10 protein-coding genes and 1 riboswitch are annotated in these 16290 nt (G+C 44.1%); of the genes, 4 read left to right on the top strand and 6 right to left on the bottom strand.

Features of this window, described 5'->3' with window-relative positions; translation table 11 throughout:
- Positions 1-67: 67 nt before the first annotated feature.
- The 3 genes from GVK91_RS23895 (at position 68) to GVK91_RS23905 (ending at position 5893) form a co-directional block, all read left to right on the top strand.
- Complete coding sequence (locus GVK91_RS23895; RefSeq protein ID WP_159731635.1) at positions 68-1168, top strand: efflux RND transporter periplasmic adaptor subunit; 1101 nt, start codon at positions 68-70, stop codon at positions 1166-1168.
- Between the two features lie 35 nt (positions 1169-1203).
- On the top strand, positions 1204-4302 hold the full coding sequence (locus GVK91_RS23900) for an efflux RND transporter permease subunit (RefSeq protein WP_159731637.1): 3099 nt from the start codon (positions 1204-1206) through the stop codon (positions 4300-4302).
- Between the two features lie 274 nt (positions 4303-4576).
- Positions 4577-5893 (top strand): TolC family protein, encoded by a 1317-nt coding sequence (locus GVK91_RS23905; protein WP_159731639.1) that lies wholly within the window; start codon positions 4577-4579, stop codon positions 5891-5893.
- Here GVK91_RS23905 and GVK91_RS23910 read toward each other — a convergent pair.
- From GVK91_RS23910 to GVK91_RS23925, 4 genes are all read right to left on the bottom strand, one after another.
- Positions 5890-7467 (bottom strand): beta-carotene 15,15'-monooxygenase, encoded by a 1578-nt coding sequence (locus GVK91_RS23910; RefSeq protein ID WP_159731641.1) that lies wholly within the window; start codon positions 7465-7467, stop codon positions 5890-5892. The two genes, GVK91_RS23905 and GVK91_RS23910, sit on opposite strands and share 4 nt — an antisense overlap.
- The gene (locus tag GVK91_RS23915) at positions 7467-8528 is read right to left on the bottom strand and encodes an HlyD family secretion protein (RefSeq protein ID WP_159731643.1); all 1062 of its coding nucleotides are present in this window, start codon (positions 8526-8528) and stop codon (positions 7467-7469) included. Before GVK91_RS23915 ends, GVK91_RS23910 begins: the two co-directional genes overlap by 1 nt.
- On the bottom strand, positions 8528-9805 hold the full coding sequence (locus GVK91_RS23920) for a TolC family protein (RefSeq protein ID WP_235032983.1): 1278 nt from the start codon (positions 9803-9805) through the stop codon (positions 8528-8530). Before GVK91_RS23920 ends, GVK91_RS23915 begins: the two co-directional genes overlap by 1 nt.
- Positions 9806-10069: 264 nt before the next feature.
- Positions 10070-10840, bottom strand: coding sequence for a DUF3050 domain-containing protein (locus GVK91_RS23925; protein WP_153845202.1), 771 nt, complete (start codon positions 10838-10840; stop codon positions 10070-10072).
- Between the two features lie 210 nt (positions 10841-11050).
- Positions 11051-11144, top strand: a riboswitch (SAM-I-IV-variant riboswitch).
- Positions 11145-11210: 66 nt separating this feature from the next.
- Here GVK91_RS23925 and GVK91_RS23930 point away from each other — a divergent pair.
- Entirely contained in the window at positions 11211-11474 is a 264-nt protein-coding gene (locus tag GVK91_RS23930; RefSeq protein ID WP_070567048.1) for a 5-oxoprolinase, read from the top strand.
- 98 nt (positions 11475-11572) lie between these two features.
- On the opposite strand, the gene GVK91_RS23935 is transcribed toward GVK91_RS23930, so the two are convergent.
- Together GVK91_RS23935 and GVK91_RS23940 are read right to left on the bottom strand one after the other, a co-directional pair.
- Positions 11573-13090 (bottom strand): RagB/SusD family nutrient uptake outer membrane protein, encoded by a 1518-nt coding sequence (locus tag GVK91_RS23935; protein ID WP_159731647.1) that lies wholly within the window; start codon positions 13088-13090, stop codon positions 11573-11575.
- Positions 13091-13095: 5 nt separating this feature from the next.
- Complete coding sequence (locus GVK91_RS23940) at positions 13096-16272, bottom strand: TonB-dependent receptor (RefSeq protein WP_200845692.1); 3177 nt, start codon at positions 16270-16272, stop codon at positions 13096-13098.
- Positions 16273-16290 lie beyond the last annotated feature (18 nt).

Genomic DNA, 16290 nt, shown 5'->3' on the forward strand with positions numbered 1-16290 from the left:
AGCAGGTGGATAGTTTTGCGGTATGATTAACCGTACAATCAACTATTCGACCCAATCCTTGAGGTACATGAATTGGATCCCTGTGCTGCTGTTACTGCATGCTTGCAACAGCCAGCCTCACGAAAGCCCCAACCAATCTCCGACCATCAGCGCAGCTGGAGACACCGTGACCGTCAGTGAAAACACGTCCCTGTTATCGAAGCTCAAATTTGTTACGACGACCAATGCACAACATGCGCTGAAACTAAATGCAGCTGCTACAGTGAAGATTATTCCCAGCAGTTATGTGGAGATTCCGGTACCTTTTGCTGGACGAATTGTCAAATCCCACGTGAAACTGGGCCAAAAAGTTGACATCAACACGCCTTTATTTTCAATTAGTTCATCCGACTATTTTGAGGCACAAAGGGCTTACCTTGACGCCAAACAAGCATTTATACTTGCCGAGAATATGTTAAAACGCCAAAAAGATCTGATCGCGCATGGTGTTGGCACTAAAAAAGAACTCGAAGAAGCAGAAACAAATTTTGCAATGAGCAATGCCGCACTCGGAAATGCCACTGCCGCCTTAAAAATATTCGACAGCACCCCGAACCATAGCATCCTCGGTGAGCCTCTCCTCGTTCGTTCACCTATTCAAGGAGAAATTTTAAGTAGTTCGATTGTATTGGGTCAGTACACGAAAGAAGATGCTCCGGCATTACTCCGCATTGCAGAATTGTCAAAAGTATGGGTTTCGGCCTACATCAAAGAAAAGGACTTGCCGGCAATCGATCAACTTGCGCGTGTTGAAGTGAGCGTAGATGCGCTCCCTGCTAAAAAAATATCCGGAAAAATTGTCCATATCAACCAATTTGTCGACGAAGCAAGCCGGAATATTGAGGTCCTCATTGCCTGTGAAAATGCTGATCGTGCCTTAAAACCAGGGATGTATGTCAACGCCGAATTCGAACGGCAAACGACTCCGACACTTTTCATTCCGGCAAAAGCTGTATTTCAATTTAACGATAAGAGTTTTGTTTGGGTCAAAACATCGTCCAATACCTTCGTCAAACGCTATGTTACTACTGGCGTAACAGAAGGTGATGCGATCCAGATTTTAACAGGCCTGGTTCCGCAGGAACAGATTGTTGGTGAAGGTGCCTTTTATTTAACACCCGGCCTCTGATGGACTCAGGCTTTCAACTTTTAAAATAGAAACACATGAATATTAAACAATTGATTGGCCATATCATTGCAAAGAGATGGGTAATCGCCGCATCTTTTCTATTGATCGGTTTTTTCGGTTACTATGCCTGGCGACAACTTTCGGTTGAGGCATACCCTGATATCGCTGACGTATCGTCACAGGTCGTAACCCAGGTGCCGGGACTCGCAGCCGAAGAAATGGAACAGCAGATCACCATCCCGATCGAACAGGCCATCAATGGATTGCCGGGTATGGAAGTGATGCGCAGTAAAACGACTTTTGGCCTATCCATGGTCACGATTGTCTTCAAAGATGGCATTGAGGATTATTGGGCGAGAGCCCGTATACAGGAGCGTCTAGCTGATTTATCCCTGCCCTATGGTGCCAGTCCGGGATTGGATCCGCTGACTTCACCCACAGGTGAGATCTTCCGTTATATTCTTGAAAGTAAAACCCACGATTTACGACAGTTGACGGATCTTCAAAATTTTGTTATTATTCCTAAAATCAAACAGGTTTCGGGCGTTGCTGATGTAACCAATTTTGGTGGAATCACCACGCAGTTCCAGGTAGAATTAGATCCCAAAAAGCTTGATCAATATGAAATTTCGCTTGCCGAAGTTGTCGCCAAGATCGAAAGCAACAATGCCAATGCCGGCGGCAGTGTGATGAACCGTGGAGATCAGTCGTACGTCATCCGTGGCATCGGTCTGGTCAAGACATTGGATGATTTGGGGAACATCGTCGTAAAATCCACCAACGGAAACCGCATCTATATGCGTGACCTCGGTCAGATCAAACTTGGAAATCTAGCGCGGAAAGGGGCTTTAGGATATTCGGATAAACGCGGAGCCAATTATTCGGACAATATCGAAGGTATTGTCCTGCTATTAAAAAATGAGAATCCTTCTGATGTTTTAGCCGGTGTAAATGCAACGGTACAGGAACTAAACGAAAAGATTCTTCCGGAAGGCGTAAAAATACATGTCGTGCTCGATAGAACCAGTTTGGTCGACAATACCCTACATACCGTTTCCAAAACCCTTCTCGAAGGTATGATCTTGGTTATTTTTGTCCTTATTATTTTCCTGGGCAGCTGGCGTGGCGCACTCTTGGTTGCTATAACTATTCCATTGTCCTTGCTGATTGCCTTTATTCTGATGCATTTCACCCATATTCCCGCCAACTTGCTTTCCTTAGGGGCAATCGATTTTGGGATTATTGTAGACGGAGCCATCGTTATACTCGAAACCATTCTTAAAAAAAGAGAAGATGAACCGGAAGGTCTCCTGCAGGAAAAAACTATTGCGCAGAAAATTGCTGAAGTCGCCAAACCGATATTCTTTGCGACACTGATCATTATTACAGCCTATCTTCCCCTGTTCACATTTGAGCGCGTCGAGAAAAAACTTTTTACGCCGATGGCCTATACCGTAGGTTATGCCCTCTTCGGTGCCTTGGCTGTCGCTCTTGTGCTTATTCCCGGGTTGGCCTATTTGATCTATCGCAAACCTCAAAAAATCTTTCACAACAAATGGTTGGCAAAATTGACTGCGGCTTATCAGTCGGCGATAGAAAAGGTTATGCGGGTTCCCAAACAAGTTTTTATTCCATTGGCAATTGTATTGCTTGCCACAGGTTTGCTCACGGCCTCCGTTGGCAAGGACTTTCTTCCGTCGTTGGATGAAGGTTCGATCTGGCTTCAAGTATCGCTTCCCCCAGGCATCACGGTAGAAAAGTCAAAAGAAATGAGTGATACCCTACGTGCCCGCACACTTAAACACGATGAGATCTCCTATGTCATGGTTCAGGCGGGGCGTAATGACGATGGTACCGACGCCTGGACGCCCTCCCATTTCGAAGTTAGTGTGGGGTTAAAACCTTACAAAACATGGAAATGGGGAAAAACCAAGGAAGACCTGATCAATGAACTTGCTGCAGAATATGCGAAAATGCCGGGCTTCAATGTTGCTTTTTCCCAACCCATGATCGACGGTGTCATGGATAAAATCGCTGGCGCCCATAGTGAGCTCGTTGTCAAAATATTCGGCGATGATTTAAAAGAAACCCGACGGGTCGCCGAGGAACTGATCACAACACTCCAACAAGTGAAGGGAGCTGTCGATCTGGCCATTGATCAGGAACCACCACTCCCCCAATTGCAAATTATCGCCGATCGCGATAAAATAGCACAATACGGACTGAACATCGCTGATGTGACTGACCTGATCCAGATCGCTATCGGGGGAAAAGCCGTAGCACAGGTTTATCAAGGAATCAAAGTGTATGATATTACCTGTCAATATCAGGAGGAAAACAGGAATTCGCCCGAAAAAATCGGCAATTTAATGCTGTATCCCGAAAATGGAAACCGTATTCCACTAGCCCAGGTGGCCACTATTAAACTCAATACGGGAGAAAGTATGATTTCACGCGAGCGCAACAACCGACAGTTGACAGTTCGTCTAAATGTTCGCGGTCGCGATCTAGGGACATTCCTCACTGAAGCACAGCAGGCCATTGCCAAAAATATACCGTATGACCAACATAAAATTACGTTAAAATGGGGCGGACAATTTGAAAATCAGCAACGTGCCTATACGCGTCTTGCCATTATCGTCCCATTGACATTAGCCATTATATTTATCCTATTGTACGGCACATTTGGTTCATTTAGGCAAGCCGGTCTATTAATGGGCATCGTACCATTGGCACTTTTTGGCGGTATGCTCGCACTCCATGTTCGCGGGATGACGCTAAACGTTTCCTCGGCAGTCGGTTTTATTGCCTTATTTGGTGTTGCCATACAAAACGGTGTCTTGATGCTTTCACAGATGAATGTACTACGTAAAAATGGGCTGCCGCTACATAAAGCGGTAACACAGGGAGCCTTTAGTCGTTTTCGCCCCGTTTTGATGACCGCTACGGTAGCTATTCTTGGTTTGCTTCCGGCTTCACTAGCAACAGGGATTGGATCGGATGTGCAACGCCCTTTGGCAACGGTAATCGTTTATGGCCTACTATTTTCGACTATCCTGACATTATTTGTGCTCCCCCCACTCTATTATCTTTTAGAACGTAACAGCACCAAACAAAAAGACCCCGTAGAATAAATACAAATTCATCCATTCGAAACAACTTGCTTTCTGCTGTTTCGAATGGATTCAACCTGAACATTGAGTGGATTCAACCTGAACATTGAAAAGCCTTCAGCAAAACCTACACAGCAATCACATCCGCTGAGGGTTTGCTCAATCCAGGAAGCAGGGGATCCAAACGGAAGGCGCTTACGAATAGCCCGGGCGACTTATTTCATGTGTCAAGGAGCGCCCTGGTGCTTTAATAAAAGAATCACTAAAACAGAACATTCAGAAGAAGTAGATTATCATGAACAAACAACAGATTTTAACAAAGAAAAGCTTTACCTTTTTTCTTTTTATACTCGCGCTATACCATACAGCAATCGCTCAGGATAGGAATAGCAGCGTGTCAGAAGCGACAGGTCAGCAACTCGATTATTCAAAATTTATACATACAGTCGCTAAAAATAATTTGGGCTACGCCGCCGAAAAATTCAACCTCAGCATTGCTGAAGCCAATATCATTAGCGCCAGGGTGTTTCCTGACCCTGAATTTAGCATGGGCATTTTTGATAATAGTGAACGTACAAAACAACTGGGGCGGGGCTATAATGCGGGAATTGCATGGACACTGGAATTGGGGGCTAAGCGAAAAGCCCGGATAAACCTGGCCAAAGATGAAGCCGAGGTAACCCGTTTATTGCTAGCAGACTATTTCCGAAATTTACGTGCCGACGCTACACTCGCATTTTTAACAGCAAAACAGCAGGCATTATTGGTGAAAATAAACCAAAATTCCTATCAGCAACTTAGGCAATTGGCCACATCGGATAGTATCCGTTATAAATTGGGGAGCATCCCTGAAATAGATTTCCGCCAATCTAAATTGGAGGCCGCCAATATGCACAATACGTTGCTGGCAACAGAAGCAACCTGGAAATCCGCCCTTGTAAACCTTTCCTTATTTATGGCAGACAACTCCCTTACGACAACGGCAGTACCCCCAGATGCTTTCGATCATTTGGACCGGGCATACCGCTTAGATGAACTGGTCCGAGTAGCCCAAAATGACCGCAGCGATCTAAAAGTCGCCCTGCAAAACAAACAGCTTTCACAGCGTCTGCTCCAATTGGCTCAGGCCAACCGGGTAGTAGACCTCGGACTTTCATTTGGCGTCACTCATAATGGAGAAGCACGAAATGAAACTGCCCCAACGCCTCAGTTTACGGCTATAAATGCAGGTATTTCAATTCCGCTAAAGTTCTCGAATTTTAAAATAGGCGATCTTAAAGCCACAAAATTTAAGATCGATCAGGATGAGATTACCTATCAGGACGTGCTTCTACGCATTCAGATCGAAGTTACGCAAGCGTTCCTCTCCTACCAGGCCGCTCAAAAACAGGTACAGCTATTTGATCGTGCTATGCTATCGGAAGCAAAAGCAATTTTGGAAGGAAAGGTTTACAGCTATAAAAGAGGCGAAACATCCCTACTGGAAGTTTTAAATGCCCAACGGACCTACAATGAAACACAGCTTAGCTATTATGAAGCCCGTTACAATTATGCGATCGCCTTGGTCGAACTCCAACGTACAGCCGGGATATGGGATATTCAGGAGATCTAAGCTGGAGAAATTCTGTTTTTTCCTAGTTTCTTATATATGCTTTTCAAGGAAGGCGAGATCAGTATCAGCAAAAGTATGCTGATACTGATCATGGACATGATCTCATAATAATCCATGGCATAGCGCACAAAGGATTGGATCTTGACCCGCTCAGCAACGAGCTTTAAGGCAGCTGTATGTTCCTTATACTGCAGTCCATGCTGCAAGATGCTGACAGATTCCTGCTGCAGGTACTCCCGAAATAAGGGATTGCCCACTTCCGTTTGGTCCCTAAAAACCTGCTGGTGCTGGGCATATTCAAACAACTTGAAAAAATTCTGTAAACCGATACTGCTCGTGTAGCCCAGGTATCGGATAGCAAGACAGACCGCAGCCGCAGAAGCCCCCAATTGAGGGCTGACACTGGTAATGCAAAATAAGATGGTGGGTACCATAATAAGCCCTACTCCGAGTCCATGTAAAACTAAGGGTATCCAAAAATGCGCATCATTACCCTGCCCCTCAAAGGAGAAAAACATCCATTGGTGAAACAGCAGCAAGCAACAATAGCCCGAAATCCAGATCCATTTTACGGGGCGTTGCCCAAGCATCCAATACAATGAACCTAGAACACCAGCGACAATACCAGCAATATTAAACCACTGGATATAGGACAAATGAATAGGATCAAGTTGAATAACCTGTACGAGATATTGATTTGAGATGGTCAAGGAGAAGCGCTCGATATACATCATGTACAAAATCAATAAGCCCAAGAGAAAGTTCCTGTTTTTAAAAATCGCCAAATGAACATACACACGCCTGAGCACCATTTGCCGAACAATAAAAAGAATAAGCAACGCTAGACCTACCCCGAATATGATCAGCATATGCTGATCGTTAAACCAATAAACTTCTTGTCCATACACCATTAAATAGCCAAAACTGACAATCACAAGACTATAGAAAATGCAGCTTGCCCAGTCTAATGAAAACAAAGGGTAAGGCCGTATATGCCGTATAGAGCGCATCGACAGCATAATCAACAATAAACCCGGTACAAATGATAAGGCAGCGTATAGATAGAGCTGATCAAAATTGAATGAATCGATAAATTCAGCCGTGACGAAAGTATTAAATGGGGAGCTGCAGAGTAACATGCAAAAAAAGACAGCATAACTTACTTCCTTAGCCCGATCGCTTTTCAACCGTGAGAATATCATGGAGATCGATAAGTTTACGGCAGAAGCAAACAACATCCCTTGGAAAAAGCGCAGGCCATATACCCAGCTGATATCGGTGATGCTGTACATCAAAAAGCAATTCAATAGCTGTAGAAGATTAAAAATAATGTAGTACTGCTTGATGGGAAAGTATAAAAAAAAGCGTCGTTCTAAAACGTAGAATCCAACAAAACCAGCGTAAAACAAAATGATCAGGAACTGGACATCACTGGGTTGGGCACCGTAAAATCCAGCGGTGACATTTGTATTTGCACCTGGCAGGAAAAATAAGACCATACTCGGCATCAAGCTGCTAAACAGGATAAGCTTGATCAACCACTCCGGCACCCATTCTTTAAAAATTCCTTTCACTATTTCTGCTTTTTTGATACCGACACATTCACATTCATTCCCGAAAGAAGCTGTTGGGCTCCCCTTTGCTTATCCAGCTCGATGCGCACAGGTACGCGTTGTACAATCTTCACAAAGTTGCCCGTTGCATTATCTGGCGGCAAAAGGGAGAATGCAGATCCTGTAGCCGGGGAGATGGAAATAATTTTTCCATAAAATTTTTGATCCGGATACGCATCAGCAACCACCTCAACCCTATTGCCAAGATGCAAATAACGGAGTTGCGTTTCCTTAAAATTAGCGGTTACCCAGGTTGGGGTTTCTCTATTGACGATAAAGCCTAAAACTTCGCCAGCACTTATCATTTGACCTTTTTCAATCGTGCGTTTGCCAATCTGCCCATCGTAAGGTGCGCGAATAACGGTATAGCCGACATCAAGCCGTTTGCGGCCGACAGCTGCCGTCAAACGAACACGTTCGGCATCGACCACACCTTTTTTCATATCCACATCATGCACACGTTCCTGTGAAGCCTGTAATTTATGCTTTAACGAAGCCAGCTCACTCTTATACACATCCAACGTCGCTTTTACATCCTCCAGTTGCTGTGCCGTTGCAGACTTTTCCTGAAACAAATAATTATATCGATCATATTCCAACTGTTGCTTGGTTACCCGAGCCTCCCCGGCAGCAATTGAAGTGCGTAAAGATTCATGTTCCGCCTGAAGAATTTCCTTTTGACTATGAAGAACATTGATCTCTGCAGCTTCCTTATTGACGGATGCCGCTACCTGATCAGCCTCATATTTATATTCCTTATTATCTATAAGCAACAAGGTATCACCCCGTTTAACCAATTGATGATCGTGATAATGCACAGAAACCACATATCCTCCTACCCGAGAAACAATGGGATTGATATACTGCGTTACCTGTGCATCATTTGTGTAGGTATACCGCAGTCGCATCCATAATGCTTGAGCGCCCCATAACAACAAGGCCAACAAGACAATTCCAGCCAACCAGTTGGTAATTCGAGTGAGTTGTGCCTCCACAACTGTTCTTCGTGATTTAGGTTTCATTAGATAGTACCCTTCAAAAATTCGATAAAATAATAGTGTTTCTGTATCGCAATATGTGCGGTTTCAAGATCAAAAAGTGTTTTTAGGTATTGCATATCAGCATCCAAGAGATCTGTAATCAAAGCCGATGATTTAAAATACCTGTTTTTTATAATCCGTGCATTTTCCTGCGCCAACGCCTTATTGTTTTGACAGACGTCCTGCTGCTTAATAGCCAATTGATAATCCAACAGGGCCTGTAACAGCTGATTTTCCAGAATCTCCTCTTCATGACGGTGTTTTACCTCTTGTCGATCCAATGCGATCTGTGCTCCGCGCACCACGTTTTTATTGAGATAGATAGCCGAGATCGGTATGTTTAATTTGAGTCCTGTGATACTCAGATTATACCAGCTGGGATTATAGGGATACAAGAAGACCTGTGGATTGGCAAAGGTGAATGTACTGGTCAACCCCAACTCAGGAAGATAATTTGATCGCGCCTGTTTGACCGACAACTTCTTCAAAACCACTTCCTGTTCGGATTTTAGGAGGGAAAAAGCATGGCTTCGCGCTTCGGCAACAAGCGCTTCATAGCTGGGGCTTTCCACTTGAAACTGCTCGGGCAGGGGCACAATCTCCGCTGTAATACCGCCAATAAGCTGCAGCTTCTGATTTGCAGCCTGAATATCATGACCGATCTGCACGAGCAACAGTTCCCGCTTCGAAAGCTCTAACGAAATACGCAAGACGTCACTGTGTAATACCACGCCCGCCTTATACAGATGCTCAATCTCTTTGAGCTGTACCCGTTGATCAGCAATATCCTGCTCAATTAAAGATCGGTTACTATACGACAGTTCCAAATCCAAAAAAAGATTGCAAACCTCCAATTTCGTCTGCGCTGCGGCATTCTTCCAATCGATTCTGGCCAGCTCATTTTCCAATTTTTTGGACTCAATTTTCATCAGGTCCCGATGCCCATTGTAGAGGTTCAGATAAAAATCCAGGCCGCTATCGTACAAGTAATGAATGATATCATGCTGGGAAGGTTTATTTAAAAGCCCCTGGTCATACACAGGCATATTACTCGCATAACTAGCAGAAGCTCTGGCGGAAATTTTGGGCAGCAACTCCATGCGTTGCTGCTGTACTGCCACCTCAGTTTCTTTGAGCTGCAAATAGGACTGCTCGATGTATTTACTGTTCTGTAGCGCTTTGTCGATCATGTCTTTCAGGGACATGTGCAAAGAATCGAGGGCGAAGGTGTCCGAAATAGCGAATACTAACAATCCCATGGTTAGTATTCCTTTTGCCCAATAGGGAGGAAAAAAGTTCACGTGTGCTATGTAATTTTTTTGCGTAGCAAACTTAGACACTTATTGGAACTTGGATTTCTTCACAAACGCCAATATGTTATGGAAAAAAGACATTTTTTCATCAATTCAAACAAAAAGACCAATATCTGCCAAGAAGCCCTTACAATATCCTTTTTTACAGCACATAAAAAAGACCTTTCAAATCATGATTTGAAAGGCCTTTCTCGACGGTATAATAATAGATTATCCGTATAAGGAATCTTCTATTGCATTCCACAACTGTATTCTTTTTTGTAGCGCAATTTTACTGATCTCTTTCATTTCTGTCCATTTAACCTCATCGTCCTTCCCGAGATCTGTGATCATCTGCATCGCCAAAGGCCCGTGCTCATCGCCATCAAGGTCAATATGACGTTGAAAATAATAGATAAAGCTATCCAGATTGGCTGTAGGGAAATTTGTTTTAATTTCTTCCAAAATAGAGGTAAACATTCCCGGGATAAGATCTTCGCGTCCAAATGTAAATGCAGCAGCAATTTTATGCACCTCGCCCTCAGCAATCACTTCGAATGTAAAATTCAAAAAGTCTTTGATCCGCTTGTCCAATGTGGTCGTTGCAATGACATCGAATATGTTACTCGATTTTTTGGCGTGAGCAATAAATTTGTTGACCAGATGAAGGTCGGCACCCATGGCATCCATGGCGTCCAGATACATCTCAAAATGGCTCAAACGGCGGCCATCAATATATTCATCCGACTCCTCAGCCAATACAATTTCGTTGATTAGATAGCGTGTTGATGGATGCTCACTCGCAAACCAAGGTAAAGTCGTACAGGTCAATTTAATCTGTAAAGCTTTTAGTAAAGACATAAAATCCCATACAGCGTACACATGCCCTTCTGTAAAAGAACGTAGATTCTTGATCGTTTTGATCTTACGATACAAAGGGTGTTGCAATAATACCTCGCGTTCGGCAGCAATGTATTCGTTAATTTCCGCAATTCTATTCATGGCGCAAAAGTATTGTCTTATCTCTATTTTTAAAAGTATTTTCGATGAGATTACAGTAACATGATAAATTTTTCGCCCAGCTATCCGCTTCATAACCAAATCACAGCCAACAACGCGCCTCGCTTTTGACCTCCCTATTCCTGTTGCTAACGTTCATTTACCCTTAAAAACAAAAATATTTTTAATTATAAAAAATAATCTACTATATTTGTAGAGTATTCAGAATTGCATGATGCAATACCAACCGAGTGCAGGCACCGCGGTGGTAAATTAATACGGGTTTCGACCAAAATAAACGTCGCAGAACGATTATTTTCCCAACAAGATCTGGATACAGTTTATGGTTTAATCCTTTAAATTTTTAAATTGTATGGCTACTACAACAAATCTTTACCAACACTTACTGGAAAAATTCAGTTATTACTCAACAGATGAACTGATACAGCTCAACAATGACACCATCTTAGGACAAGGCTGGGGTTCAGCCAAGGCAACCTTTAGAACAGCTTTGATCAGTACGTTCTCCAAAAGAGGACTGGATCTTTCCAACATCATTTCCAAGGAAGACGGTTTTACCTCGGTGAAGCATGTCCCTGTACGCTTGGAACAGAATGTCCTGATTCCTTTACAGTAATCGTTATCGACAAAAAAAAGCGCGCATCGAAAGGACTTCGTGCGCGCTGCTGTGGTTGGTTTAGGAAATTGCCGATTTAAAAGAAGGCAATAATCTTATTATTTATAGTTTGGATTCTGAATTAACACACCTGCGCTTTTCTCAATTTCTGTTTGTGGTAATGGCCAGCGGTAAAATTTGTCTTCAAAATGATAGGGCACTTTACTGTCTTTGACCGCATTGAGTACTTCGCCTGCGATATGCCAACGAATCAGGTCGTAATGCCGTAGTCCTTCGAAAGCAAGTTCAACCCTTCTTTCGTGGCGGATACGGTTGCGCATTTTTTCCTTGGTATAACCGGCAGGAAACCCGGGCATCTGAACGCGGCTCCTCAGAGTATTCATGGCATCGTAAACCGATGGATCTGGTCCGGCAATTTCATTTTGTGCTTCGGCATACATCAATAACACCTCCCCAAACCGCAGTACAACCGCATCCTGTTGGCTCAATGTTGAAAAGCCAAAAGGTAAGTTGGCCGGATCCAAAAATTTCAACACCCCATAACCTGTAGGCCGCGGATTGGACGGTGTATGGATCTTACCGCCGCCAAAGTCGGGATGATCCACGAAAATTGTTTTGCTCAAGCGCGGATCCCTATCTTTGAAGGGATTAGCTCGGTCAGTCAAGGGTGATTCACCATAAGGCAGACCATCTTTGCATTCATAGGTATCCACCAGGTTTTGTAAAGGTGAAGCAGCGATCCAATCGCCTAAATACATGTCCCAGGGGGCTGTATTATTCGGTGCCAGAAAATTGACCGAAAAGATAATCTCGGTATTGTTCTTCTGTGTTGCATCGCGAAAGACATTTTCAAAAGCTGTACTCAGAGTATACTCTTTCATGACATCGGTGCATAAGTCTTTTACCTCTTTCAAAATTGCTAAATCGGGCACCCCTTTGTCGCCATAAGCCGCAAACAGTAAAACCCGTGCTTTCAAGGCTTTTGCTGAACTTGCGGTCGCATGCCCCCCATTATTGAAATAAGGTTTAGCCGCTAAGTTGGCGATCCCAAAATCCAGATCGGCCCGAATCTGTTTTAGAATATTCTCTGCAGTTTCCTTTGGCTGACGCTGATTCTCCAGACTGAGGGAAGTAAGCACAAGCGGCACCTCACCATAAATACTGTACAATTGGAAGTAAACAAAAGCACGGATAAAGCGGGCTTCGGCTTCCATGTTCTTCTTCTCCCCATCGTTCATATCGGAGCCGTTATAGCCCTGAAGCTTCTCGATCAGGCGATTGGCACGTCCTATTCCCACATAAGCATCGTTATAAATTCCGGTTTCATACCCCCCTGTGGTCGGATTTAAATTCCCACCTACGATTTCATTGACGCTACCTGAGTTGAACTGATTGTAGCCATTGTCGGTCAGACAGTCCCGGAAAGGCATCCCATAGGAGAAAGCCTCACTCTGCAATGACGCGTATACACCGGCCAATGCATTATCAAAATCCGATTTTTTGCTAAAATAGTTGTCCGAAGCGATCTGATCCAAAGGATTAAGGTCCAAGGCACTGTTACAGGAACCCAAAAATAGTCCGGATAGCATCAACGCTGTTATAAATTTCTTTTTCATAGCACTTAAAAGTTAACTTGTACACCAAATGAATAAATCTTGTTTTGTGGATACTGTACCAGATCACCATTTCCATAGCGTTCAGGGTCCAAGCCCTTAAATTTGGTCGCAGTAAGGAGGTTATCACCCGAAAAATAAACCCTTAGGCGGTCAATTTTATATTTTTTCAACAGCCCTTCAGGTAAAGTGTATCCGAACACAAGATTTTTCAACCTGAAGTATGAAGCATCCTGTATAAAATAGCTGGAAGCACGGCTGAATTTCTCCGGAGCACTCCAACCCCAATAAATACGGGGCATCGTTGTCGAAGGGTTTTCAGGTGTCCAACGGTCTAACCAGTCTTTTGTCGGCGGACTGCCTTGCACAAATGGGGTTACACCCCAGCCCGAAACATAGGATTTGACGCCATATACCCCTTGTAATAGAGCCGAAAAGTCAAAGCCCTTAAAACTTGCACTTAGATTAAAACTATAGTTCAGTTTTGGATCTACACCGGAAATAATTGTTCTGTCGTTCGCATCGATTTTTCCGTCCCCATTGACATCCCGATACTTAAGATCTCCTGCCAGTGTATTATCATTAAACTGCTTAGGCGACCCCGCTACTTCGGCATCGGATTGAAATATGCCGATGACTTCGTAGGTATAAAAGCTGTCCATCGCATAGCCATTTTTTTTGATCGTATAGCCGCCGATTTCAGGCTCGCCAAATTTGACCAGCTTGTTTTTGAAACGATCGAGGTTTGCACCGAGCTGATAGCGTAAACCTTCCAATGCTCCCGTAGTAATCTGATTACGATAAGTAATTCCCAACTCAACACCTTTATTCTCGACAATTCCATCATTTACGTAAGGTGCCCCCAAACCAACGATTGCAGTAATCTGTGACTGTCTTAGAATATCGGTCGTCCTCTTTTTATACCAGTCAAAAGTGATATCTAAATTTTTAAACAGACTCAGGTCCAATCCCACATCGGTCATCGTTGTTGTTTCCCATTTAATAATCGGGTTGTTTAACCCTTGTTGAGCGACACCTGAATTTAGCGTACTATTATCAAAAGAATAATTTCCGGTAAGTCCCAATACGGGTTGATACGGATAGTTGCCGGTATTCTGATTTCCGAGTTGGCCCCAGGATCCACGGACCTTCAAATTATCCAGCCAACCGGAAGCGAATTCCTTAACAAAAGATTCTTCCGATACACGCCAGCCTGCAGAGAAAGAAGGAAACGCTGCCCAACGGTTTTTACCGTAAAACTTGGAACTACCATCGTAGCGCATATTGGCTTCCAAGAGGTATTTCCCTTGATAATCATAGTTCAATCGGCCGAAATAAGAGATCAGCGCCCATTGGTTGGCGGTTCCGTTTGCCCGTTGAATATCCGATCCCCCCGCATTTAATTCTGTTAGTGTATCGTCGACAAAATTCTGTCTGAAGCCCTGGAGGTAGGTATACTTACTTTTTTCAATGCTATATCCGGCCTGAGCTTTGAGATGGTGTGCCCCAAACGCGCGATCATAGTTGAGGTAAGTAAATAAATTGGTGTATATCGTTTGCTGATCCTGATCCGTAAGGCCCTTTCCAAGATCCAGTGTTGTTCCGAGCGTGCCCGTATGGTAGTAATATTCATCCAACGTTGATTTATAATCCTTGTACTTGTCCATATTGAAATTATAGGCACCTTTGGTATACCAGGAAAGACCTTTAAACAGCTGTACCTCCATCCAAGCCTGTAAATTGGCTGCATAGTCATCGGTATTGTACGTGAATTTCCGATCCAATACGGCCATAGGATTTTTATTGTTGTACTCCCAGTCGTAAGCTTTGTACGTGTACCGTCCGCTACCATCCGGCAAAAATGGGCCATAGGTTGGTGCCTGCGACATGGCCGACAGGAACAGGTCTTTGGATCCGCCTGGAATAGATTCGGTATGTCCTGTTTTGAGCAAGATATTTGTTCCGAATTTAATACCTTCCGAGATTTTGGTTGTCAGGTTGAGGCGGGCGGAATAACGGTCGTAGTTAAAACCTTTGATCATTCCATCCTGATTGACGTAGCCCAAACCAACATTAAAGGTTGTCTTCTCATTTCCGCCTTGGATACCGAGATTATGGGTATAAGTGGGTTTCGTTTGGAAAATAAGCCCCAGCCAGTCCGTATTTGGATATTTTACAGGATCGTTGCTGTTGCGATAGGCAGCAATCACTTCGGCGGGATATAGGCCATCGTTGAGATTGGAATTCTTACGCGCTTCGTTGTATAATTCCATATACTGCGCCGAATTGGTGATCAGATCAAACATTTTCGTGGACTTATAGATACCCACATTTCCGTCATACTGAACGGTTGTTTTTCCCGATTTCCCTTGTTTTGTCGTAATCAGAATAACGCCATTGGCTGCACGCGAACCGTAGATTGCTGCGGAGGCTGCATCTTTCAGCACGCTGACATTTTCGATATCATTGGGATTAACGTCGGAGAATTTTCCCTGCACACCATCGATGAGCACCAGGGGATCTGATCCGGCGCCACTAAAGGTGCCCTTACCACGAATACGGATGGATACACCTTCATTGCCTGGTTCTCCCGAGCCCTGATTGATTTGTACACCCGGGATTGCCCCCTGCAGCATGGAAGCTGTATTGACAACGGGTCGTTTGATCATATCTTTGCCACTCACTGTAGCCACGGCACCGGTTAGGTTTACTTTCTTTTGTGTACCGTAGCCGACCACAACGACCTCTTCCAAACTCGACGAAGCGTCGTTCAGCTGCACATTCACGGTTCCCTCATTGGCAGCAACAGCCATTTCCCGGGTTTCAAATCCCACTGAAGAGAACGTCAGTACGACAGTTCCACCCGTCAGGCTGAGCTCGAATTGTCCCTGCTGATCCGTTTGCGTTTCCTGCGTTGCATTTTTGACCCGTACTGTCACACCGGGTAGCGGGCGCCCTGTATTGTCCAGCACTTTTCCTTTTATTGTACGCTGTTGACTTATCCTATCAAGGACGGCGGAAGGGCCTTTTTCTGTTGGGGCAAAACGACGGTCTGTCGTCCTTAGTGATGCTGCTGAGCCCGTGTAGGGTACAGCTATCGAAAGACAGAGTGCCATTATACTGGCCTCAGGACCGAAGGACAGGCCCTTGATCAAAGGCCATTGTCTTGTCTTTTCTGTTTTCATATTTACTTTTTTTGTTTA

Origin of the sequence: Sphingobacterium sp. 18053 (assembly GCF_902706145.1) — a bacterium.
Taxonomy (GTDB): Bacteria; Bacteroidota; Bacteroidia; order Sphingobacteriales; family Sphingobacteriaceae; genus Sphingobacterium; species Sphingobacterium paramultivorum.

Excerpts from the sequence above, each read along its gene's own strand:
- GVK91_RS23935 (WP_159731647.1), bottom strand. The coding sequence starts at position 13,090 with ATGAAAAAGAAATTTATAACAGCGTTGATGCTATCCGGACTATTTTTG.
- GVK91_RS23915 (WP_159731643.1), bottom strand. The coding sequence starts at position 8,528 with ATGAAACCTAAATCACGAAGAACAGTTGTGGAGGCACAACTCACTCGA.
- GVK91_RS23925 (WP_153845202.1), bottom strand. The coding sequence starts at position 10,840 with ATGAATAGAATTGCGGAAATTAACGAATACATTGCTGCCGAACGCGAG.
- GVK91_RS23940 (WP_200845692.1), bottom strand. The coding sequence starts at position 16,272 with ATGAAAACAGAAAAGACAAGACAATGGCCTTTGATCAAGGGCCTGTCC.
- GVK91_RS23930 (WP_070567048.1), top strand. The coding sequence starts at position 11,211 with ATGGCTACTACAACAAATCTTTACCAACACTTACTGGAAAAATTCAGT.
- GVK91_RS23895 (WP_159731635.1), top strand. The coding sequence starts at position 68 with ATGAATTGGATCCCTGTGCTGCTGTTACTGCATGCTTGCAACAGCCAG.
- GVK91_RS23900 (WP_159731637.1), top strand. The coding sequence starts at position 1,204 with ATGAATATTAAACAATTGATTGGCCATATCATTGCAAAGAGATGGGTA.
- GVK91_RS23920 (WP_235032983.1), bottom strand. The coding sequence starts at position 9,805 with ATGGGATTGTTAGTATTCGCTATTTCGGACACCTTCGCCCTCGATTCT.
- GVK91_RS23905 (WP_159731639.1), top strand. The coding sequence starts at position 4,577 with ATGAACAAACAACAGATTTTAACAAAGAAAAGCTTTACCTTTTTTCTT.